General features: G+C 75.9%; 22 protein-coding genes. 11 read left to right on the top strand and 11 right to left on the bottom strand.

From position 1 onward, the window contains the following. The 3 genes from GTQ99_RS06085 to GTQ99_RS06075 form a co-directional block, all read left to right on the top strand. Positions 1 to 391, top strand: a 391-nt coding sequence (locus GTQ99_RS06085) for a DUF427 domain-containing protein (RefSeq protein WP_166614844.1), incomplete at its 5' end; no start/stop codon positions are given. Positions 392 to 490: 99 nt separating this feature from the next. Next, positions 491 to 1,681 (top strand): acyltransferase family protein, encoded by a 1,191-nt coding sequence (locus GTQ99_RS06080; protein WP_166614843.1) that lies wholly within the window; start codon positions 491 to 493, stop codon positions 1,679 to 1,681. A gap of 38 nt (positions 1,682 to 1,719) precedes the next feature. Next, on the top strand, positions 1,720 to 2,397 hold the full coding sequence (locus GTQ99_RS06075) for a response regulator (RefSeq protein WP_166614842.1): 678 nt from the start codon (positions 1,720 to 1,722) through the stop codon (positions 2,395 to 2,397). Here the strand turns inward: GTQ99_RS06075 and GTQ99_RS26670 are convergent. Then, entirely contained in the window at positions 2,370 to 3,869 is a 1,500-nt protein-coding gene (locus tag GTQ99_RS26670; protein WP_166614841.1) for an ATP-binding protein, read from the bottom strand. The genes GTQ99_RS06075 and GTQ99_RS26670 overlap by 28 nt on opposite strands. A 75-nt stretch (positions 3,870 to 3,944) precedes the next feature. Between GTQ99_RS26670 and GTQ99_RS06065 the strand changes: the two genes are divergently transcribed. Next, positions 3,945 to 5,804 (top strand): ABC transporter ATP-binding protein, encoded by a 1,860-nt coding sequence (locus GTQ99_RS06065; protein WP_166614840.1) that lies wholly within the window; start codon positions 3,945 to 3,947, stop codon positions 5,802 to 5,804. Between the two features lie 864 nt (positions 5,805 to 6,668). Here GTQ99_RS06065 and GTQ99_RS06060 read toward each other — a convergent pair. The 3 genes from GTQ99_RS06060 to GTQ99_RS06050 all read right to left on the bottom strand — a co-directional run bounded on the left by GTQ99_RS06060 (position 6,669) and on the right by GTQ99_RS06050 (position 9,574). Next, on the bottom strand, positions 6,669 to 7,787 hold the full coding sequence (locus tag GTQ99_RS06060) for an LLM class flavin-dependent oxidoreductase (protein WP_166614839.1): 1,119 nt from the start codon (positions 7,785 to 7,787) through the stop codon (positions 6,669 to 6,671). Positions 7,788 to 7,862: 75 nt separating this feature from the next. Next, positions 7,863 to 9,323, bottom strand: a complete 1,461-nt coding sequence (locus tag GTQ99_RS06055; RefSeq protein ID WP_166614849.1) for an amino acid permease — start codon at positions 9,321 to 9,323, stop codon at positions 7,863 to 7,865. 26 nt (positions 9,324 to 9,349) lie between these two features. Further along, the gene (locus GTQ99_RS06050) at positions 9,350 to 9,574 is read right to left on the bottom strand and encodes a DUF5703 family protein (RefSeq protein ID WP_166614838.1); all 225 of its coding nucleotides are present in this window, start codon (positions 9,572 to 9,574) and stop codon (positions 9,350 to 9,352) included. Between the two features lie 67 nt (positions 9,575 to 9,641). Here GTQ99_RS06050 and GTQ99_RS24290 point away from each other — a divergent pair, with 67 nt between their 5' ends. Both GTQ99_RS24290 and GTQ99_RS06040 read left to right on the top strand, forming a co-directional pair. Next, positions 9,642 to 10,007, top strand: a complete 366-nt coding sequence (locus GTQ99_RS24290) for a primosomal protein (RefSeq protein WP_205706878.1) — start codon at positions 9,642 to 9,644, stop codon at positions 10,005 to 10,007. Positions 10,008 to 10,136: 129 nt separating this feature from the next. Further along, positions 10,137 to 10,979 carry an undecaprenyl-diphosphate phosphatase gene (locus GTQ99_RS06040; protein ID WP_166614848.1) on the top strand — a complete coding sequence of 281 codons (843 nt, stop codon included), beginning with the start codon at positions 10,137 to 10,139 and terminating at the stop codon, positions 10,977 to 10,979. Positions 10,980 to 10,998: 19 nt separating this feature from the next. On the opposite strand, the gene corA is transcribed toward GTQ99_RS06040, so the two are convergent. Next, on the bottom strand, positions 10,999 to 11,979 hold the full coding sequence (gene corA, locus GTQ99_RS06035) for a magnesium/cobalt transporter CorA (protein ID WP_166614837.1): 981 nt from the start codon (positions 11,977 to 11,979) through the stop codon (positions 10,999 to 11,001). Between the two features lie 138 nt (positions 11,980 to 12,117). Here corA and GTQ99_RS06030 point away from each other — a divergent pair, with 138 nt between their 5' ends. The 4 genes from GTQ99_RS06030 to mshC are packed head-to-tail and all read left to right on the top strand — an operon-like array spanning position 12,118 to position 15,580. Then, the gene (locus GTQ99_RS06030) at positions 12,118 to 12,846 is read left to right on the top strand and encodes an MSMEG_4193 family putative phosphomutase (protein ID WP_166614836.1); all 729 of its coding nucleotides are present in this window, start codon (positions 12,118 to 12,120) and stop codon (positions 12,844 to 12,846) included. A 9-nt stretch (positions 12,847 to 12,855) separates the two neighbouring features. Then, positions 12,856 to 13,404, top strand: a complete 549-nt coding sequence (locus GTQ99_RS06025) for a DUF3090 domain-containing protein (RefSeq protein WP_166614835.1) — start codon at positions 12,856 to 12,858, stop codon at positions 13,402 to 13,404. Then, on the top strand, positions 13,374 to 14,249 hold the full coding sequence (locus GTQ99_RS06020; protein ID WP_420814515.1) for an SCO1664 family protein: 876 nt from the start codon (positions 13,374 to 13,376) through the stop codon (positions 14,247 to 14,249). The genes GTQ99_RS06025 and GTQ99_RS06020 overlap by 31 nt, the downstream gene beginning before the upstream one ends. A 53-nt stretch (positions 14,250 to 14,302) precedes the next feature. After that, positions 14,303 to 15,580 (top strand): cysteine--1-D-myo-inosityl 2-amino-2-deoxy-alpha-D-glucopyranoside ligase, encoded by a 1,278-nt coding sequence (gene mshC, locus GTQ99_RS06015; protein ID WP_166614834.1) that lies wholly within the window; start codon positions 14,303 to 14,305, stop codon positions 15,578 to 15,580. Between the two features lie 59 nt (positions 15,581 to 15,639). Here mshC and GTQ99_RS06010 read toward each other — a convergent pair whose 3' ends face one another. The 5 genes from GTQ99_RS06010 to GTQ99_RS05990 all read right to left on the bottom strand — a co-directional run bounded on the left by GTQ99_RS06010 (position 15,640) and on the right by GTQ99_RS05990 (position 19,788). Further along, positions 15,640 to 16,758: a membrane dipeptidase gene (locus GTQ99_RS06010; RefSeq protein WP_166614833.1), complete on the bottom strand. Its 1,119-nt coding sequence runs from the start codon at positions 16,756 to 16,758 to the stop codon at positions 15,640 to 15,642. Further along, the gene (locus tag GTQ99_RS06005) at positions 16,755 to 17,519 is read right to left on the bottom strand and encodes an AIM24 family protein (protein ID WP_166614832.1); all 765 of its coding nucleotides are present in this window, start codon (positions 17,517 to 17,519) and stop codon (positions 16,755 to 16,757) included. Before GTQ99_RS06005 ends, GTQ99_RS06010 begins: the two co-directional genes overlap by 4 nt. Beyond that, on the bottom strand, positions 17,516 to 18,184 hold the full coding sequence (locus tag GTQ99_RS06000) for an AIM24 family protein (protein WP_166614831.1): 669 nt from the start codon (positions 18,182 to 18,184) through the stop codon (positions 17,516 to 17,518). The genes GTQ99_RS06005 and GTQ99_RS06000 overlap by 4 nt, the downstream gene beginning before the upstream one ends. Next, the gene (locus tag GTQ99_RS05995; protein ID WP_166614830.1) at positions 18,184 to 18,813 is read right to left on the bottom strand and encodes an AIM24 family protein; all 630 of its coding nucleotides are present in this window, start codon (positions 18,811 to 18,813) and stop codon (positions 18,184 to 18,186) included. Before GTQ99_RS05995 ends, GTQ99_RS06000 begins: the two co-directional genes overlap by 1 nt. 99 nt (positions 18,814 to 18,912) lie before the next feature. Further along, the gene (locus GTQ99_RS05990; RefSeq protein WP_166614829.1) at positions 18,913 to 19,788 is read right to left on the bottom strand and encodes a PAC2 family protein; all 876 of its coding nucleotides are present in this window, start codon (positions 19,786 to 19,788) and stop codon (positions 18,913 to 18,915) included. A gap of 25 nt (positions 19,789 to 19,813) precedes the next feature. Between GTQ99_RS05990 and GTQ99_RS25960 the strand changes: the two genes are divergently transcribed. Next, a complete protein-coding gene (locus GTQ99_RS25960) occupies positions 19,814 to 20,614 on the top strand; it encodes an HAD family hydrolase (protein WP_166614845.1) in 801 nt (266 codons plus the stop codon). Here GTQ99_RS25960 and GTQ99_RS05980 read toward each other — a convergent pair. Then, on the bottom strand, positions 20,542 to 21,486 hold a 945-nt coding region (locus GTQ99_RS05980; RefSeq protein ID WP_338074757.1), incomplete at its 5' end, for a RecB family exonuclease. The two genes, GTQ99_RS25960 and GTQ99_RS05980, sit on opposite strands and share 73 nt — an antisense overlap.

Raw genomic sequence — 21,486 nt, 5'->3', positions numbered from 1 at the left:
CGTCCCCGCCGACCCCGCGCACCCGCGGGCCTGGCGGGTGCTGGAGACCAGCCACCCGCCCACCTGCTACGTCGCCGCCGACGCCGTCGACGCCCGGCTGCTCGCCCCCGCCGAGGGCGGCAGCTGGTGCGAGTGGAAGGGCCGCGCCGCCTACCTCGACCTGCGCGCCCCCGACGGCGCGCTGCTGCTGGCCGCGGCCGCCTGGACCTACCCCGAGCCCACCGACGACTACGCCGTCCTCGCCGGCGCCCTCGCCTTCTACCCCGGCCGGCTGGTCTGCCACCTCGACGACGAGCGCGTGCGCGCCCAGCCCGGCGACTTCTACGGCGGCTGGATCACCGACGAGCTGCGCGGACCGTTCAAGGGCGACCCCGGAACGCTGCACTGGTAGCCCGTCCGGGGCACCTCTCAGCGTCCTGCAAGCAGCCGTGGGCCAGCGTCCCCGGCACGCTCCCCGCACAGGGCCGGGGAGGGGACCGAGGAGCCCCGCATGACCGTCCTGCACGACCCGCCGCCCGCCACGACCACCCCGCCCGCCGGCCACCGCGGCGACGTGGAGGGGCTGCGCGCCGTGGCCATCGGCCTGGTGCTGCTCTTCCACGCCGGCGTGCCGGTGGCCCGGGGCGGCCTCGTCGGCGTCGACGCCTTCTTCGTCGTCTCCGGCTTCCTCATCACCGGTCTGCTGCTGCGCGAGGTGCAGCGCACGGGCACGCTGGCGCTGCCGGCCTTCTACGCCCGCCGCGCCCGGCGCATCGTCCCCAGCGCGGCCGCCGTCCTGCTGGCCGCGCTGGCCGCGGCGGCCCTGCTGGCCCCCGAGCGGCTGGCGCTCACCGCCGCCGCCGCGCTCGCCGCCGCGCTGCAGGTCGCCAACTGGTTCCTGCTGAGCGGCGGCACCGCGGAGCTGGCCCCCGAGCTGGACGGCACCCCGGTGGTGCACTTCTGGTCGCTGGCGGTGGAGGAGCAGTTCTACCTCGCCTGGCCGCTCGTGGTGCTCCTCGTCGCCCGCCGCACCCGCCGCCGCGGCGGCGACGTGCGCCGCGCGCTGCTCGTGGTGCTCGCGGTCGCGACGGCGCTGTCCTGCGCGGCGAGCGTGCTGGTGACCCCGCGCGCGGACCTGCTGGCCTACCTGGGCACCGGCACCCGCGCCTGGCAGTTCGGCGTCGGCGGGCTGCTCGCGCTGCTGGCGCCCGAGCTGGCCCGCGCCGCCCGCCGTCCCGCGGCGCTGCGGACGGCCGGCTGGGCCGGCGCGGTGCTGCTGCTGTCCTCGGCGGTGTGGGTGGGGGCCTTCGACTACCCGGGCTGGGTGGCGCTGGTGCCGACGCTGGCGACCGCGGCGGTCATCGCCTCCGGCGCCGCAGGTCCCGGCGCCGGGGTGGGGCGGCTGCTGTCCCTGCGACCGGTGCGGTGGCTGGGCCGGCTGTCCTACACCTGGTACCTGTGGCACGTGCCGGCGACCTGGATCGCCGTGGAGCTGGCCCCCGGCCTGGACCGCTGGCCGTTCCTGCTGCTCGTGGAGCTGCTGGCCGCCGCCCCCGCGCTGGCCACCTCGCTGCTGGTGGAGCGGCCGCTGCGCCACGGGCGGGCCGTCGCCTCCACCCGCGCCGGCCTGCTGGTGGGCGCGCTCGCGAGCGCGCTCGTGGTGCTCGCCGCGCTGGTCGCGCTGCTCGCGCCGCGGGCCTAGCGGGCACCGCGCCGGCGGGCGGGTCCTAAGCTTCCCGGGTGCGGGTGCTGCTGGTCGAGGACGAGGTCCTGCTGGCGCGGACGGTGCGCCGCGGGCTGGTGGCCGAGGGGTTCTCCGTGGACGTCGCCCACGACGGCGACGAGGGGTTCTTCCAGGCCCGCGAGCACCGCTACGACGTCCTCGTCGTCGACCTCATGCTGCCGGGGCGCAACGGCTACGAGGTCTGCCGCGACCTGCGGGCGGCGGGCGTGTGGACCCCCGTGCTCGTGCTCACCGCCAAGGACGGCGAGTACGACCAGGTCGACGCCTTCGACCTCGGCGCCGACGACTACCTCACCAAGCCGTTCTCCTTCCCCGTCCTCGTGGCCCGGTTGCGCGCGCTGCAGCGGCGCGGCGCGCCCGAGCGCCCCGTCGTCCTGCGCGCCGGCGACCTGGAGCTGGACCCCGGCTCGCGGCGGGTCGCGCGCGCCGGCACCCCCGTGGAGCTGACGGCCCGCGAGTTCGCGCTGCTGGAGTTCCTCATGCGCCACCCCGACGAGGTCGTCGCCAAGGCGCAGATCCTGGAGTCGGTGTGGGACCCGCACGTGCAGAGCGACCCCAACGTCGTGGAGGTGTACGTGCGCTACCTGCGCCGCAAGATCGACCTGCCGTTCGACCGGCACGCCATCCAGACCGTGCGCGGTGCCGGCTACCGGCTGGCCGCCGACGGCGGCTGAACGCCCCCCGGCCCCCGCCCGTCCGCCGGGTCCGCCGCGTCGGTCCCGTCCGCCGGGGCGCCCAGCGGCAGCACGAGCCGGACCAGCGCACCACCACCGGGCCGCGGCAGGGCGCGCACCGACCCGCCGTGGGCGGCGGCGATCTCGGCGACGATCGCCAGGCCCAGCCCGGTGCCGCCCGAGGCGCGGTCGCGGCTGGCGTCCAGGCGCACGAACCGCTCGAAGACCCGCTCCCGCTCGGCCTCGGGGACGCCGGGCCCGTCGTCGGCGACCTCCAGCAGCGCCGAGCCGCCCTCCAGCGCCGTCCGCAGCTCCACGGTGCCCGCCGCATGCCGCGCGGCGTTGTCGGTGAGGTTGCGCACCAGCCGCGACAGCTGCCGGTGGTCCCCGCGCACCCGCACCGGCACCGTGCGCGCGCGCACCCGCACCGCGCCCAGCGCCCGCAGCCGCGCCGCCTCGCCCTCCAGCACCTCGTCGAGGTCGACGTCGGCGTCCTCGCGGGCCAGCCGGCCCTCGTCGGCGCGGGCCAGCAGCAGCAGGTCGGCCACCAGCGCCTCCACCCGTCCCGCCTCCGAGCGCACGAGCTCGGTGAACTCCCGCGGCGCGCCGGCGTCGGCGGACCACACCTCCGCGGCCGCGCGCAGCGTCGCCACCGGGCTGCGCAGCTCGTGGCTGGCGTCGGCGACGAAGCGCCGCTGGCTGCGCTGGGAGGACTCCAGCCGCGAGAGCATCTCGTTCATCGTCACCGCCAGCCGCGCCACCTCGTCGCGCCCCTCCGGCACCGGCACCCGCCCGTCCAGCCCCGCGGAGGTGATGCCCTCCACGGTGCGCCGGATCGCCTCCACCGGGCGCAGCGAGCGGCCCGTGAACGTCCAGGTGGCCGCCGCGATCGCCGCGAGCAGCAGCGGCGCGCCGACGGCCAGCACGAGCGCCGCCTGGCGCAGCGCGGCGTCCTCCTCGGCGGTGCTCTCGGCGGCCACGACGCGGAAGTCGCGGTCGTCCACCCGCGCCCCCACCACGGTCACCACCCAGCGGCCGCCGAGCGCGGGCACCTCCCGCTCCTCCTGCAGCAGCTCGCCCACCGCCGGCCGGGCCCCGCTGATCGCGTCGAGACCGGCCAGCGCCGCGCTGCGGGCCACCACGCGCCCGTCGGCGTCCAGGACCTGCACGTGCGAGCCGCGGTCGTCGTCGGCGCCCACCGCCGCCTCCAGCGCCGAGCGCTGCGCCGAGCCCGGGCCCTCCAGCCCGGAGTCGAGCACGTCCGCGCTCACCGACAGCCGCACCAGCCGCGCCTGCACCGCGCTCGAGGCCTCCGCAGCGCCGTACAGGGAGCCGCGCAGCGCCGCGAGCCCCACGACGCCGCCGGCGACGACCAGCACCGCCAGCAGCGCGGTGGCCGCGAGCGTCGAGCGCACCCGCACCCCCGCCCGCCGCCACCGGTCCCGCAGCGGGTGGGGGGCGGGTGCGGGCACCCGACCAGTGTGCCGGGCGGCCCGGCGCGCCCGCCGGTGGACCTGCAGCGCGCTGCAGCACGTAGCGTCCCCGCCATGAGCATGGAGTCGGTCGCCTGGTCCTCCCTGTGGCGGACGATGTCCGCCCCCGACCAGCAGCCCTTCCGCCCGGGCACCGTCCGGCGCGTCCTCGCCCTCGCCCGCCAGCGCCGCGCGCTGCTGGGCCTGTTCGTCACCGGCAGCACCGTCCTGGCGGTCCTGGCCGTGGCCACCCCCGTGCTCGCCGGGCGCGTGATCGACGCGGTCGGCACCGGCGACTCCCGCCGCGTCGTCCAGCTCGCCGTCCTCATCGCCGTCGTCGCCCTCGCCGAGGCCGGGCTGGGGCTGGTCGTGCGCTGGTGGTCGGCGCGGCTGGGGGAGGACCTCATCCTCGACCTGCGCACCCGCGTCTTCGACCACGTGCAGCGGATGCCGGTCGCCTTCTTCACCCGCACCCGCACCGGCGCCCTCGTCAGCCGCCTCAACAACGACGTCCTCGGCGCGCAGCGCGCCTTCAGCGACACCCTCTCCGGCGTCGTCAGCAACGTCGTGGCCGTCGTGCTCACCGCGCTCGTCATGGTGGGCATCTCCTGGCGCATCACCCTGCTCGCGCTCGTGCTGCTGCCGGTCTTCGTGCTGCCCGCCCGGCGCATGGGCCGCCACCTGGCCCGGCTCTCGCGCCGGGCCGCGCAGCTGGACGCGGCCATGCTCAACCAGACCACCGAGCGCTTCTCCGCCCCCGGCGCCACCCTCGTCAAGCTCTTCGGCCGCCCCGACGAGGAGTCCGCCGCCTTCGCCCGCGCCGCCCGCGCCGTCCGCGACATCGGCGTCACCCGGGCCGTGCGGCAGTCGGTGTTCATCACCGCGCTCACCCTCGTCTCCGCGCTGGCCCTCGCGATCGTCTACGGCGTCGGGGGCAGCGCCGCCGTCGCCGGCACGCTGGACGCCGGCAGCATCGTCACCCTCGCGCTGCTGCTCACCCGCCTGTACGCGCCGCTGACGGCGCTGGCCAACGCCCGCGTCGACATCACGAGCGCGCTGGTGAGCTTCGACCGCGTCTTCGAGGTCGTCGACCTCGTCCCGCTGGTGCAGGAGGCCCCCGACGCGCGCGCGGTCCCGGCCGGCCCGCTCGGCGTGGAGTTCGACCACGTCGACTTCGCCTACCCCGCCGCCTCCGACGTCTCGCTGGCCTCCCTGGAGGACGTCGCCACCCTCGACGCGCGCGGCGGCGTGCAGGTGCTGCACGACGTCTCCTTCCGCGTCGAGCCCGGTCAGGTCGTCGCGATCGTCGGCTCCTCCGGCGCCGGCAAGTCCACGATGGCCCAGCTGCTGGCGCGCCTGTACGACGTCACCGGCGGCGCCGTGCGCATCGGCGGGGTCGACGTGCGCGACCTGCAGGCCGAGGCGCTGCGCCGGGCCGTCGGCGTCGTCACCCAGGACGGGCACCTCTTCCACGAGTCGCTGCGCGCCAACCTGCGCCTGGCCCGCCCCGAGGCCGGTGACGACGAGCTGCTGGACGCCCTGCGCCGCGCCCGCCTCGGCGACCTCGTGGCCGCCCTGCCCGAGGGCCTGGACACCGTGGTCGGCGAGCGCGGCTACCGCTTCTCCGGCGGCGAGCGCCAGCGCCTGACCATCGCCCGGCTGCTGCTGGCCCACCCGCGCGTCGTCGTCCTCGACGAGGCCACCGCCCACCTGGACTCCGCCTCGGAGGCCGCCGTGCAGGCCGCCCTCGACGAGGCGCTGGCCGGGCGCACCGCCATCGTCATCGCCCACCGGCTCACCACCGTGCGCGACGCCGACCTCATCCTCGTCGTCGAGGCCGGCCGGGTCGTCGAGCGCGGCACCCACGAGGAGCTGCTGGCCCGCGAGGGCCGCTACGCGCACCTGCACCGCCTGGGGGGCGCGGCGGTGCGCTGACCCGTCCGGGTGCCGCCGGGGGCGGGCGGGCACCGTCGGGCGGGGTGCGCTGCTGCAATGGTCAGGTGTCCTGGCAGCACCCGTCCCCGACCGCAGCGCGCCCGCCGCTGCCGCCGCCGCCCCGGCCGGCGCCCGCGTCGGCGGCGCTCGGCGTCGCGGCCCTCGTCACGGGCGTCCTGGCGCTGCTGACCTCGGTGCCGCTGCCGCTGCTGAACCTGCTCTCGGTCCCGCTGGGCGTCACCGCCCTGACCACCGGGGTCCTGGCGCTGGCCCTGCGCCGCGGCGGCCGCGGCCCGGCCGTCGCCGGTCTGGTGACGGGCGCGCTGGGGCTGCTCGCCGACCTGCTGCGGGCGCTGGTGGGCGTGGGCCTGCTCGGGCTCGCCGCGCTGGGCGCGGCCGGTGCCCCGGCCGGCTCCACCGGCGTCGACGCCGGTGAGCTCGTGTGGGGCGAGCAGGCGCGCCTCGACGAGTACGACGTCGCGGTCACGGGGGCGCGCACCGCCCCGGAGCTGGGCGGGCTGCTGCTCGTGGATCTGGACGTGCGCTTCCTGGGCGACGGCGGGCGCGGTGGCAGCGGCGACCTGTACGAGGACCTCTACGGCTACCTGCTGGGGGCCGACGGCGAGGAGTACCGGGCGGAGGACTGCCTGGTGCAGCTGCCGGCCGACCCGCGCGACCTGGCCGACCTGGCACCGGGCGGCAGCGCCGCGTTCCAGATGTGCTTCGAGGTCCCGCCCGCCGCGGTGGCCGCCGACCCGGCGACCGGCGAGGTGGCCGGCGTGCGGGTGCAGGTCGTCGACGAGTCCGCGGGGGCCGGTTCCTGGGCGACGTGGGCCGGCGCGCCCCCCGCCGGACGGCGCGCCCTCAGACGCCGGCGGGCTGGGCCTCGGCCGCGGCCCGTCGGGCGGCGTCCCGCGCGGCCACGCGGGTGGCGTGGGTGGGCGGGTCGCTGGGCACGCCGGGGGCGCGGCGCGCCTCGAACTCCTTGCGCAGCACCGGCACGACCTCCTCGCCGAGCAGGTCCAGCTGCTCCAGGACCGTCTTCAGCGGCAGGCCCGCGTGGTCCATCAGGAACAGCTGGCGCTGGTAGTCCCCGAAGAACTCCTGGAAGGTCAGCGTCTTCTCGACCACCTGCTCGGGGCTGCCGACGGTCAGCGGCGTGGTGCGGGTGAAGTCCTCCAGCGAGGGCCCGTGGCCGTAGACCGGGGCCTGGTCGAAGTAGGGCCGGAACTCGCGGACCGCGTCCTGGGAGTTGCGGCGCATGAAGACCTGGCCGCCGAGGCCGACGATCGCCTGCTCGGGGGTGCCGTGGCCGTAGTGGGCGTAGCGCTCCCGGTACAGCGAGATGAGCCGGGCGTAGTGCTCCTTGGGCCAGAAGATGTTGTTGGCGAAGTACCCGTCGCCGAAGTAGGCGGCGATCTCGGCGACCTCGGGGGTGCGGATGGAGCCGTGCCAGACGAAGGGCGCGACGCCGTCCAGCGGCCGCGGGGTGGACGTGAAGCCCTGCAGCGGGGCGCGGAAGCGGCCCTCCCAGTCGACGACGTCCTCGTCCCACAGCCGGCGCAGCAGCTGGTAGTTCTCCACGGTCAGCTCGACGCTCTTGGTGATGTCCTGCCCGAACCACGGGTAGACGGCGCCGGTGTTGCCGCGCCCGAGCATGAGGTCGGTGCGCCCGTCGGACAGGTGCTGCAGCATGGCGAAGTCCTCGGCGATCTTCACCGGGTCGTTGGTGGTGATGAGCGTCGTCGACGTCGACAGCAGCAGCCTGCTGGTGCGGCCGGCGAGGTAGCCGAGCATCGTGGTGGGGGAGCTGGGCACGAACGGCCGGTTGTGGTGCTCGCCGGTGGCGAAGACGTCGAGCCCGACCTGCTCGGCGTGCTCGGCGATGGTCGTCATCGCCCGGATGCGCTCGGCCTCCGTGGGCGTCCGGCCCGTCGTGGGGTCGGGCGTGACGTCGCCGACGGTGAAGATCCCGAACTGCATGACCGCCTCCTCGAGAGCGCGTGCACCTGCACGCACTTAGTTGAAGCGTACAGGACCCCGAGGTGTTCCCGGCGGTCAGCGACCCGCGAGCCGGGACCTGCGGTGGCCGTAGACCAGGTAGACCACAAGGCCGATCGCCATCCAGATCCCCAGCCGCTCCCAGCTGACGGCCGGCAGGAAGCCCATGAGCACGACCGAGGCGACCGCGGAGAGCACGGGCAGCACCGGCACGCCGGGCATCCGGAAGGCCCGCGGCAGGTCGGGGCGGCTGCGGCGCAGGACCAGGACGCCGATCGAGACGAGCACGAAGGCGAAGAGCGTGCCGATGTTCACCATCTGGGCCAGCTCGCCGATCGGCACGAACGCCGCGACGAAGGCCACCACGACGCCCGTCACCACGGTGATCCGCCGCGGCACCCCCGTGCGCTCGTCGACCCGGGAGAACCACGGCGGGATGAGGCGGTCCCGGCTCATGGCGAACAGCACCCGGTTCTGCCCCAGCATGAGGATCATCATGACCGTCAGCAGGCCGACGACCGTCCCGACGCTGATGAGCGTCGCCACGACGTCGGCGCCCACCGCCCGGAAGGCGTTCGCCAGCGGCGCCTCCACGCTGATCCGCTCGTAGCTGACCATGCCCGTCACCACGAGCGAGACGACGACGTAGAGCAGCGTGCAGATCGCCAGCGAGCCGAAGATGCCGCGGGGCACGTCCCGCTGCGGGTTCTTCGTCTCCTCCGCGGCCGTGGCCACGATGTCGAAGCCGATGAAGGCGAAGAAGACCAGCGCCGCCGCGGTGAGGACGCCGCCGACGCCGAAGGTGCCCAGCGGCACGCCCAGGTCCGCCCACAGCGACGGCGGCGCCGGCTCGGCGGCGGCGCTGGGCGCGCCGGAGGGCGGCACGAAGGGCGACCAGTTGGCGGCCTCCACGAAGAAGAGCCCCGCGACGATGACGATGCCGACGACCGTCAGCTTGATCGCCACGACGACGGCGTTGACGCGCGCGGAGGTCTTGGTGCCCACGCACAGCACCGCGGTGAGGACCAGGATGACCGCGGCCGCCAGCAGGTTGGGCTCGGTCAGGCTCGGGGAGGCGGAGTACAGCCAGGCCGGCAGCTGCAGCCCCAGCGTCTCGCGCAGCAGGTCGGCGGCGTAGCTGGACCAGCCGACCGCCACCGTCGAGGCGCCCAGGGCCATCTCGAGGATGAGGTCCCAGCCGATGATCCAGGCGACGACCTCGCCCAGGCTGGCGTAGGAGAAGGTGTACGCCGACCCCGCCACCGGCACCGTGGAGGCGAACTCGGCGTAGCACAGCGCCGCCAGCGCGCACACGACCCCCGCGACGACGAACGACAGGGCCACCGCCGGCCCGGCGCGGGTGCCGGCGGCCTCACCGGTGAGGACGAAGATCCCCGTCCCGATGATGACGCCCACGCCGAAGACCGTCAGGTCCCAGGCGCTCAGCGACTTGCGCAGGCGCGAGCCCGGCTCGTCCGTCGTCGCGATCGCGTCCTCGACGCTCTTCGTGCGGAACATCGACACGGGAGCCGAGGGTAGGGGTCTCAGGCCGTGCGGGCCACCCGGATGATCTTGCGCCGCAACCAGACCTTGCGCCCGCCGCCCATGTACAGGACGACGCGCGCCAGCTCCCAGCGGCCGTACTCGGCGTGATCGGTCAGCAGCTTGCGGGCGTCGGACCTCGACGTGGCCCGGGGCAGCGTCAGCACGCGGTACTCGTACTGCTCCCCGGGCAGCGGGGTCCCGCCGCTCCTCGTCTTCGCAACCATCACCTCCATCATCCACCCACCGGGACCGTTCTGCCGCACGCGCCACGATCTCCGCTACGGTCGGACCATGACGTCCGATCCGCGTGCGGCTCTCGCCCGACTCGTGGCCGCGCTCGAGGACCACCTCGCGGCCGCCGCCAACCGCCGCGACGAGGCGGACCCCGTCGTGGCCGACGCCTACCAGCGCGTCGCCGACGCCTTCGAGGCCTACGAGGAGGCGCTCTACGACGCCTACGACGAGGTCACGCCGTTCGTCCTCTACGACGACGACGAGGGCGACGACGAGGACGAGGACGACACCGACGAGGACGACTCCGACGACGACCCCGACGAGGACGCGGACGACTCCGACGACGAGGACGCGGACGACGAGGACCTCGACGACGCACCCGCCGGCCAGGGCGAGCGGGCGGGGGACGACCGCCGCGTGTGAGGGTTCCGTGCCGCGCGGGTGACGGACAGCGACCACCGCCCGCGCTGCCGCTAGGGTCCGCGACGTGCTCAGTACCCGGCCGTCCCCCCACCCGACCCGCCGCCAGCGCGGAGGTGCCCGCGCGTGAGCATGGGCATCGGCGAGGGCGCGTTCCTCGGTCTCGTGCAGGGTCTCACCGAGTTCCTGCCCATCTCCTCCAGCGGGCACCTGGCCGTCGTCGGCACCCTCGTCGGCACCGACGACCCCGGCGCGGCGTTCACCGCCATCTCCCAGCTGGGGACCGAGGCCGCCGTCATCCTGTACTTCCGCAAGGACATCGCCCGCATCCTCAGCCGCTGGACGGGCGCCCTGCTCGGGCGCGTGCCGCGCGACGACCCGGACGCCCGGATGGGCTGGCTGGTCATCCTCGGGACGATCCCCATCGGGCTGCTCGGCCTGTTCTTCAAGGACTCGATCGAGACGACCCTGCGCGGCTTCGTCGTCATCGCCACGACCCTGTGGGTCTTCGCCCTCGTCCTGGGTGCCGCGGACCGGTGGGGCCGCAAGGAGCGCACGCTGGACCGGCTGACGTGGAAGCACGGCCTGCTCTTCGGCCTCGCGCAGTCGCTGGCCCTCATCCCCGGCGTGTCGCGCTCGGGCGGCACCATCACCGCCGGCCTGCTGCTCGGCTACACCCGCGAGGCCGCCGCCCGGTACTCGTTCCTGCTGGCCATCCCGGCCGTCGTGCTCTCCGGCTTCTACCAGGTCTACGACGAGCTGAGCGCGGGCGCGGCGATCTCCTGGAGCGCCACGGCGGTCGCCACCGCCGTCGCCTTCGTGGTCGGCTACGTCGTCATCGCCTGGCTCATGCGGTTCATCTCCACCCACAGCTACGCGCCGTTCGTCGTCTACCGCATCGCGGCGGCCGTGGTCGTCTACGCGCTGGTGGCCGCCGGGACGCTGCCCGCCTTCAACGGCACCGACTTCGGCTGAGCCGCCGCCCCGCCCGGCGTCACAGCCACCCGGAGCGCTTGAACCAGCGGTAGAGCACCGCGCTGGCGCCGACCATGAGCAGCACGCAGGCGGGGTAGCCCAGGCGCCAGCCCAGCTCGGGCATGTGCTCGAAGTTCATCCCGTAGACGCCGGCGATGAGGGTGGGGGCGGCGATCATCGCCGCCCACGCCGAGATCTTGCGCATGTCGTCGTTCTGGCGGACCGACACCTGCGCCAGGTGGGCGTTGAGGATGTCGGTGAGCAGCCGGTCGTAGCCCTCGACGTGCTCGACGGTGCGCTGGAGGTTGTCCACGACGTCGCGCAGCACGAACATCGCCTGCTGCTCGGGGCTCTCCGGTCCGCGCCCGTCGGTGCTCAGCAGCTCCCGCAGCGGGCTCACGAGCGGGGCGGCGGCCCGGCGCACCTCCAGCACCTCGCGCTTGAGCGAGTAGATGCGCTCCGCGTCGGAGCTGCGGGCGGGGGAGAAGACCTGCTCCTCCACCTCGTCGACGTCCCGCTCCAGCTCGGCGTCGATGCGGGTGTAGTCGGTGACCACGTGCTCCAGGACGGCGCGCATGACGGCCGTCGGCCCCAGCCGCAGCAGGTGCGGGTCGGCCTCGACGCGGGCGCGCACCTGCGCCAGCGTCCCGTCCCGCCCGCGGCGCACGGTGACCACGAACCGGTCGCCGACGAAGAGCATGACCTCGCCGGTCTCCACCGCGGAGCGGGCGTCGTCGTAGGAGAGGACCTTCACGACGAGGAAGAGCGTGGAGCCGTAGTGCTCCAGCTTGGGGCGCTGGTGACCGGTGACCGCGTCCTCCACGGCGAGGCGGTGCAGGTCCAGCGCCGAGGCGACGCCGGCGAACTCCCCGGCGGTGGGGTCCGCGACCTCCAGCCAGAGGAAGCCGTCCCCGGCCGCCCGGCGCCGCTGCAGCGCGGAGGCGAGGTCGTCCACCTCCTCCCGCCGGCCGTCGCGGTAGGAGGCCACGTCCACGATCACGCGGCCATCGTGCCCGCGGCGGCCCCGGAGCGCCCGCCGCCCGCACGCTGCTCGCAGGAAGATCGGTTATCGGCACCTTTCAGTCGCTGGGCACACCCGCGCGGCCGCCACGGACGCGGGCGTCCCTACCCTGACGGGGTGCCCACGCTCCTGCTCGTCCGCCACGGCCGCAGCACCGCCAACACCGCGGGGGTGCTCGCCGGCTGGACGCCGGGGGTGCACCTCGACGACACCGGCCGCGAGCAGGCCGCGGCGCTGGGCCGCCGCCTGGCGCCGGTGCCCGTGGCCGCCCTCGTCGTCTCGCCGCTGGAGCGCTGCCAGGAGACGGCCGCCGGGCTGAGCGCCGTGGACGGCCCGAGCGGGCCGCGGCCGGCGCCGGTGACCGACGAGCGGCTGGGGGAGTGCAAGTACGGCGACTGGACCGGGCGCGAGATCCGCGCGCTGACCAAGGAGCCGCTGTGGCGCACCGTGCAGCAGCACCCCTCGGCGGCGGTCTTCCCCGGCCCCGAGGGCGAGGGGCTCGCGCAGATGCAGCACCGGGCCGTCAGCGCGGTCCGCGAGCACGACGCCCGCGTCGCCGCCGAGCACGGCGAGGACGCGGTGTGGGTGGCCGTCAGCCACGGCGACGTCATCAAGGCGGTGCTGGCCGACGCCCTGGGCATGCACCTGGACCTCTTCCAGCGCATCTCCGCCGACCCCTGCTCGGTCTCCGTCGTGCGCTACGCGCCGCTGCGCCCGTTCGTGCTGCGCACGAACGACACCGGCGGCGACCTGTCCTCCCTCGCGCCGCCCCGCCGGCGCCGGCGCGCCCAGCGCGCCGTGCCCACCTCCGACGCCGTCGTCGGTGGTGGGACCGGCGCGGCGTAGGGTCGGGACATGCCCGTCTTCGAGTACGACCCGCCGGAGCGCTTCGTGGCGGGGACCGTCGGCGAACCGGGTTCGCGCACCTTCTTCCTGCAGGCGCGCACCGGTGCCCGGCTGACCTCGGTGGCGCTGGAGAAGGCGCAGGTCTCCGCCCTCGCCGAGCGCGTCGGCGAGCTGCTCGACGAGGTCGTGCGCCGCTCCGCCGGCCAGGCGCCGGTGCCCGCGCTGCCGCCGGCGGGCAGCGAGGACACCGCCCCGCTGGAGTCGCCCATCGAGGAGGAGTTCCGCGTCGGCACCATGAGCCTGGCCTGGGACGGGGAGCGCGACGTCGTCGTCATCGAGTGCTTCGAGGTCTCCGACAGCGACGCCGAGCCCGAGGTGCCCGACCCCTCCAGCGCCAGCAACCTGCTGCGCGTCTCCCTCGACGGCGCCGCCGCCCGCGCCTTCGCCGCCCGGGCACTGGCGCTGGTGGCGGCCGGCCGCCCGCCGTGCCCGTTCTGCGCCGGCCCGCTGGACGCGCAGGGCCACGTCTGCCCCCGGGCGAACGGGTACCGGCGCTGAACGGCAGCTTCGCCGGCGTCGGGGAGCAGGAGGCCCTGGCCGGGCTGGCCGCCGGCGAGCTGCGCGTGCGCGGCCGGCTGGCCGACGCCTCGAACGCGACCCTGTACTCGGTGGTCGGGGAGGGGGACCAGGAGCTGGCCTGCGTCTACAAGCCCGTCGCCGGGGAGCGCCCGCTGTGGGACTTCCCCGACGACACCCTGGCCCGCCGGGAGGTCGCCTCGTACGCGGTCTCCGCGACGACCGGCTGGCACGTGGTGCCGCCCACCGTCTTCCGCGACGGCCCCCTCGGGCCGGGCAGCGTGCAGCTGTGGCTGCAGCAGGACGGCGACGACCCGGCCGAGCCGGACGAGGTGGTGCTGCCCTCGCCGGGCGCCGGGCTCATCGACATCGTGCCCGCGCGCCGCGTCGAGGCGGGCTGGCACACCGTGCTGGAGGCCGAGGACGGCGCCGGGCGGCCCGTCGCGCTCGTGCACGCCGACGACCTGCGGCTGCGCCGCATCGCCGTCCTCGACGTCGTCCTCAACAACGCCGACCGCAAGGGCGGGCACGTCCTGCCCGGCTGGTCCGGTGCCGTGCACGGGGTGGACCACGGGCTGACCTTCCACGAGGAGCCCAAGCTGCGCACCGTGCTGTGGGGGTTCGCCGGCGCCCGGCTGCTCGCCGAGGAGCGCGAGGTCCTCGGCGACCTGGCCCGTGACCTCGACGGTGAGCTGGGGGAGCTGCTGGGGGAGCTGCTGACGGTGGAGGAGGCCGTGGCGACGGCCGAGCGGGTGGACCGGCTGCTGTCGGCGGACCGGCTGCCGCGCCCGCGCGGGCACCGCACGATCCCCTGGCCGCCGTTCTGAGCCCCGGCGCGACCCGCGTTCGGCGCCGCGGCGGCGCCGGGTAGGTTCGGCGCGTGCGTTCCTGGCCCGCTCCCGACCCCACCAGCCTCCCCGGGAACGGGGTCCTGCCGGGACGCGGTCCCCGCGTGCGGCTGCACGACACCGCGAGCGGCGGCCTCGTGCCGGTCGGCCCCGACAGCGGCACGGCCACCCTGTACGTCTGCGGCATCACGCCCTACGACGCCACCCACCTGGGGCACGCGAACACCTACGTCGCCTTCGACCTGCTGGGGCGCGCGTGGCGCGACGCCGGCCTGGACGTGCGCTACGTGCAGAACGTCACCGACGTCGACGACCCGCTGCTGGAGCGGGCGCAGGCCACCGGGGTGGACTGGCGCGAGCTCGCGCACTCGCAGGTCGAGCTGTTCCGCGAGGACATGACCGCCCTCTCGGTGCTCCCGCCCGAGCGCTACCTGGGCGTCGTGGAGGCCGTCGACCTCGTCTCCGGCGCCGTGCGCGAGCTGCTGGCGGCGGGTGCGGCCTACCGGGTGCCCGGCACCGGCGGCGGTCCGGACGGCGACGTGTACTTCCCCGTGGCGGCCGACCCGCGGTTCGGCTCCGTCGGCGGCTACGACCGCGCCACGATGCTCGCGCTGTCCGCCGAGCGCGGCGGCGATCCGCAGCGGCCCGGCAAGCGCGACCCGCTGGACCCGCTGCTGTGGCGGGTGCAGCGCCCGGGGGAGCCGGCGTGGGAGGCCGGTGAGCTGGGCCGCGGCCGCCCCGGCTGGCACATCGAGTGCACCGCGATCGCCCTGGAGCACCTGGGGATGCCCGTCGACGTGCAGGGCGGGGGCAGCGACCTGGTCTTCCCGCACCACGAGATGGGCGCGGCGCACGCGCACCTGCTGCGCCCGGCCGCCCGGCCCTTCGCCCGCGCCTACGCGCACTCGGGGATGGTCGCCCTCGACGGCGAGAAGATGAGCAAGTCCAAGGGCAACCTGGTGCTCGTCTCCAGGCTGCGGGCCGCGGGGGTCGACCCGGCGGTGGTGCGGCTGGCGATCGTCTCCCACCACTGGCGCAGCGACTGGGAGTGGACCGACGAGGTGCTGCAGCAGGCGCAGGAGCGCTTCGCGCGCTGGAGCGCGGCCGTCGGGCGGCCCTCCGGGCCGTCGGCGCAGCAGCTGCTGGCCGCGGTCCGCGAGCGCCTGGCCGACGACCTCGACGCCCCGGGTGCCGTCGCGGCCGTCGACGCCTGGGTGCAGGCGCAGGAGGCCGGCGGCGGCGAGGACACCGCCGCGCCCGACCTGGTGCGGCGCACCGTGACGGCCCTGCTGGGCGTCGACCTGCGCTGAGCCGCCCCTCGGGCGGACGGCCGACGGGCCGGGCGGGTGGCCGTCGGGCCGGGCGCGCGTCAGTCGACCGGCGGGGTGCCCTCCTGGGCCTGCTCGAGCACGCGCAGGGCGTTGCCGCAGGCGAGCGCGTCGAGGTCGGCGCGCGACCAGCCGCGCTCGGCGAGCGCGGCCAGCAGCACCGGGTAGCCGGAGACGTCCTCCAGCCCCGCGGGCAGCTCGTCGGTGCCGTCGTAGTCGCCGCCCAGGCCCACGTGCCGCGGGCCGGCGACCTCGCGGGCGTGCTCGACGTGGGCGACGACGTCGGCCACGGACGCGCGGGGCCTGGGGTGGCGCCGCAGCCAGTCCGCGAACGCGTCGAGGGCGGCGGCCTCGCCGGTGGGCAGGTAGGGCCAGCCGCCCAGCCCGAGCCGCCGCTGCTCGGCGGTCGCGGCGGCCCGGTGGTCCGCGCACGCCTGGGAGACGAACGCCGGCACGAACGCGACCATGAGCAGCCCGTCGTTGGCGGGCAGGCGCTCCAGCACGTCGTCGGGGACGTTGCGCGGGTGGTCGGTGACGGCGCGGCAGGAGGAGTGGGAGAAGAGCACGGGGCGGGTCGTGACCTCCAGCGCGTCGCGCATGGTGCGCTCGTGGACGTGGGAGAGGTCCACGAGCATGCCGGTGCGGTTCATCTCCGCGACGACCTCGCGCCCGAACGCCGTGAGGCCGAAGTCGACGCTCTCCCCGGTCGCCGACGCCGCCCACGGGGTGTTGTCGTTGTGGGTGAGCGTCATGTAGGCCACGCCCGCGCGGCGCAGCTGGCGCAGCACGCCCAGCGAGCCCGCGATGCAGTGCCCGCCCTCGGCGCCGGGCAGGGAGGCGATCAGGCCGTCGGCCAGGGCCTCGCGCACCCGGGAGGCGGTGGGCGTCCAGCGGAAGACGTCCGGGTGCGCCGCCACGAGGCGGTGCACGAGGTCGACCTGCTCCAGCACGGCGACCGCGGCCTCGGGCGGCGGCGCGGAGGAGGGCACGTACACCGACCAGAACTGCGCGCCGACGCCGCCGGCGCGCAGCCGCGGCACGTCGGTCTGGGTGCGCGGCTGGCCCGCCGCCAGGCCGGCGGCGGCGACGTCGGAGCCGAACACCTCCCGCAGCTCCCACGGCAGGTCGTTGTGCCCGTCGAAGACCGGGTGCGCGCTCACTGCTGGTGCTGCTGCAGCTGCGCCTGGACGACCCCCGCGAGGTGCTGCAGCTGCCCGGGGCCGAGCTGGCGGACCTCGCCCTCCAGGCGCCGCACCACGTGCGGGTCCTCCAGCAGCCGCTCGGAGCTCTGCAGCAGCACGGTGCCGGCGCCGGTGAAGTCGTACTGGCGCTCCTCGCCGGAACGGGTGCCGAACAGCGCCCCGCGGGCGGCGCCGAGGAAGTGCTCCATCCAGCCGGCGTCGAAGTGCTGGGAGGGGGCCGGGCAGTCCGCCCAGCCCACGAGGGCCTCGGGGTCCACCCGCACCGGCGGCTCGACGAAGATCACCGGTCCCGAGGAGCTGGCGAGGAACTTGCCCGTCCCGATGAGGGTGAGGAACCCCGGGATGATCGACTCCTTCAGCTCCAGCCCGGCGTCGAAGGCCAGCAGGTTGGCCGCGCGCACGGTGAGGTTGCCCTCGTCGAGGTCGTAGGAGTTGATGTCGTAGCCGCGGTCGCCGAGCAGGACGTGGCCCTGGCCGTTGGCCACCACCCAGTCCCGGCTGTACAGCGGGGAGGAGAAGTGCGAGGCGACCATGCCGGTCAGCGACGTCGCCGTCAGCGGCTCGAAGCGGATGGTGCCGCCGCCCAGCGGGTAGTAGGCGATCATCCGGCCGGTCTGCACGAACAGCGGACCGGTCAGGCGCACGCAGTACGCGTGCGGGTTGCCCGGCAGGTTGTCGTGGTCGGGCAGGGTCTGCGGGTCGAGGGGCTGGACGCTCACAACTTCTCCTCGCTGGCCTGGACGTGGACGGTTCCCTCGCCGGACACCTTCAGCTGCACGCCCTCCCCGGAGCCGCGGCCGACGGCGTCGCGCCAGGAGAGGGCGGTGACCACGTCGAGGCGCAGGTCGCCGACGTGGGCGACGTAGGCCTGCGGGTCGACGACGACCTGGCGGCCGCCGCCCACCCGCAGCGCGAACGTGCCGCCGTGCGAGAGCACCGCGACCGATCCGCGCCCGGACAGCTGGGTGGTGAAGAGCCCCTGGCCGGTGACGGCGCCGCGCACCGCGCCGCGCAGGCCGCCCTGCTGGCCCAGGAAGACCACCGAGGAGGACATGGAGGCGTCGTGGGCGAGCAGGCGGTCGGCCTCCACCGACAGCGGCTGGGAGCCGTCGAGGTCGATGACCGTCACGTGGTGGCCGCGGAAGCCGTAGTGCACGCTGCCGCTGCCCTCGGCGACCATGAGCGCGACCGCCTCGCCCTGCATCCCGCGCGCCAGGCTCGCCGCCAGCCCGCCGCCGTAGGCGCCGGCGCCCGGGCCGCCCACGACGGGGGAGAAGCGGACGTCCCCGGTGGAGGCGAGCATCGCCCCGCGCCGGGCCAGGACCTCCCGCCCGGGCCGGACCTCGGCCAGGACGACCTTGGAGGTCACCTTCGTGAAAGCCATCAGCGCTCCTCGGGCTGGACGTAGACGACCCCGGAACCCTCGAAGCGCAGCGAGAACGCCTCGCCGGAGTCCTCGCCGAGCAGGTTGCGCCAGGAGACGTCGGTGACGAAGGACTGCCGCAGCTCGCCCACGCAGCCGATGTAGGCGTCCGGGTCGACGACCAGCGGGGTCTGCGGTCCCACGCGCAGGGCGATGGGCGGGCCGCCGAGCGAGAGCAGCGCCACCCGGCCGTGGCCGCTCACCGTCGTGGTGAACAGCCCCTGGCCGCTGGAGGCGCCCTGCAGGCCGGTGAAGGCCACGTCGGTGCGCAGCCCCTCCGACAGGCACAGCAGCCCCTCGGACTCCGCCTTGAGGGTGTCGCCGGCGAGGTCGAGGACGAGGACGTGGCCGGCGCCGACGGCGAGGTGCACGCTGCCGCGGCCGGTGATGTCCATGAGCGAGAGCGACTCCCCGCTGAGCCGCTGCTTGAAGGCGGCGCGCAGGCCGCCACCGCCGCCGGTGCCGGCGTTCTTGAACTGCACGTCGCCCTCGTAGGCGACCATCGAGCCGGTCTGCGCACGGACGGCGGAGCCCTTGCCGCCGTCGAGCTCGACGACGAGGACCCTCGGGGACTCCAGACGCCACGCCATGTGATCAACCTAGCGGGAGCCCGCCGCGCGCGGCGGGCACCCGGCGGGGTCCCGGCCAGGAGGTCCCGAGGAGGGCCCGGGACGGCGCCGGGTGCGCCGTCAGCCGCGGCGGGGCGGGTCGTCCCGGCGGCGCAGGTAGCGCTCGAACTCGCGCGCGATGGCCTCGCCGGAGGCCTCCGGCAGGTCGGCGGTGTCCTTGGCCTCCTCCAGCTGCTGCACGTACTCGGCGATCTCGGAGTCCTCGCTGGCCAGCTCGTCGACGCCGCGCTCCCAGGCGCGGGCGTCCTCGGGCAGGTCGCCCATCGGCACCGTCACGTCGAGCAGCTCCTCGATGCGGTGCAGCAGCGCGAGCGTCCCCTTCGGCGACGGCGGCTGGCCCACGTAGTGCGGCACCGCCGCCCACAGCGAGATCGAGGGCATGCCGGCGCCGGAGACGGCGTCGGCGACGACGCCGACGATGCCGGTGGGCCCCTCGTAGCGGGAGGGCTCGATCTGCAGCCGCTCCACGAGCTCGGGGTCGTCGCTGCTGGAGGTCACCGGCAGCGGGCGGGTGTGGGGCACGTCGGCCAGCAGGGCGCCCAGGGTCAGCACCATCGAGGCCCCGGCCGTGCGGGCGTGCTCGACGACCTCGCCCGCGTAGGTGCGCCAGCGCATCGACGGCTCGATGCCGCGCACCAGCAGCACGTCCCGCGGGGAGTCCGGCAGCACCGCGTACGAGATGCGCGTCGTGGGCCAGGTCAGCACCCGCTTGCCGTCCTCGTCGAAGGAGACGGTCGGCCGGTTGACCTGGAAGTCGTGGTACAGCTCCGGGTCGAACTCGGCGAGGTCGACGGCGTTCCAGACCTCGTGCAGGTGGGCCACCGCCTGGCTGGCGGCCTCGCCCGCGTCGTTCCACCCTTCGAAGGCCGCGATCACCACGGGATCGCGCAGGACGACCGGCGGTCGCTGCTGGGGGTCGGCAGGCTGCTCAGGCACGGGTCAACCCTAGACTCCGGTGCCGATGACGCCCGACGGCACGACCCCCACGGCCTCCCCGTCCGATCCCGCGCCCGCTCCCGCGCCCCGCGAGCACCCGCTGCCGGCGGCGGTGCTGTGGGACATGGACGGCACGCTGGTCGACACCGAGCCGCACTGGATCGCCGCCGAGACGGCGCTGGTGACCCGCCACGGCGCCAGCTGGGGCCACGAGCAGGCGCTGCAGCTGGTGGGCAGCGCGCTGCCGGAGTCCGGGCGCGTGCTGGCCGAGCACCTGCGCAGCGCGGTCGGGGTCCACGTGGACCCCGCGGAGGTGGTCGAGGAGCTGCTGGACGCCGTCGTGGCCGCGGTCAGCGCGGGCGTGGTGTGGCGGCCGGGGGCGCTGGCGCTGCTGCGGGCGCTGGGCGCGGCCGGGGTGCCGTGCGCGCTGGTGACCATGTCGTACCGCAACCTGGCCACGACGGTGGCGGGCATGGTGCCGGGCGCCTTCGCCGTCGTCGTCTCCGGCGACGAGGTGGCGCGCGGCAAGCCGGCGCCCGACCCGTACCTGCGCGCCGCGCAGCTGCTGGGCGTGGACGCGCAGCGGTGCGTGGCGATCGAGGACTCCCCGACGGGCGTGGCCTCGGCCGAGGCCGCGGGCTGCCGGGTGATCGCCTGCCCGCACATGGTGGCGATCCCGCCGGCCCCGGGCCGCAGCCGGGTGGCCTCGCTGGCGCAGGTGGACCTGGAGGTGCTGGCCCGGGTGGCCGGCGGTCAGCCGGTGGACACCGTGGACCCGGCGGGCTCCGCGGGCTCAGCGGGTTCCGGGGCCCCGGCGGGCGGCTGACCGGCGGGGGCCTCGGCGCGCGCCACCGGGTGCGGCAGCGGGTGCGGCAGCGGCGGCGGCGTGCCGCCGAAGGCGGGGCACAGGGCCTTGTGGTCGCACCAGGAGCACAGCCGCCCCGGCCGGGGCTGCCAGTCGCCGCTGGCGCGGTTGCGCTCGATCGCCTCCCACAGGGCGCGGACCTTGCGCTCGGTGGCCAGCAGGTCCGCCTCGTCGGGCGCCAGGCGCAGCACGTCGCCGGAGCCGAGGTAGACCAGCTGCAGCGAGCGGGGCACCACCCCGTGCAGCCGCCACAGCACCAGGGCGTAGAAGCGCATCTGGAACAGGGCCTTGGACTCGTGGGCCTCCGAGGGGGCGCGCCCGGTCTTGTAGTCGACCACGCGCAGCTCGCCGGTGGGGGCCACGTCGAGGCGGTCCACGATGCCGCGCAGCAGCGGCCCGTCGCCCAGCGGGACCTCCACGCGCACCTCCCGGCCGGCCGGCTCCAGGCGGGTGGGGTCCTCCAGCTCGAACCAGCGCTCCAGCAGCCTCTCGGCGCCGGCCAGCCAGCGCGCCAGGGCGGCGTCATCGGTGCCGTCCTCGAAGAGGGCGCCCACGCGCGGTTCGCGCTCCAGCAGCGCGCGCCACTGCGGGTCGACCATGGCGCGGGCCCGCTCGCGGGTGCGCTCCTCGGCGGGCAGGTCGAACAGGTGCTCCAGCACGGCGTGCACGAGGGTGCCGCGCACGGCGGCCTCGCTGGGCGCCTCGGGCAGGCGGTCGATGGTGCGGAAGCGGTACAGCAGCGGGCACTGCATGAAGTCCGCCGCGCGCGAGGGCGACAGCGACCCGCCGCTCGCCGCGGGGGGCGGCGCCTCCCCGCCGGCACCGGGGGCGGG

This window comes from Kineococcus vitellinus, assembly GCF_009906315.1.
Taxonomy (GTDB): Bacteria; Actinomycetota; Actinomycetes; order Actinomycetales; family Kineococcaceae; genus Kineococcus; species Kineococcus vitellinus.
This window is presented reverse-complemented; position numbering and strand designations above follow the sequence as displayed.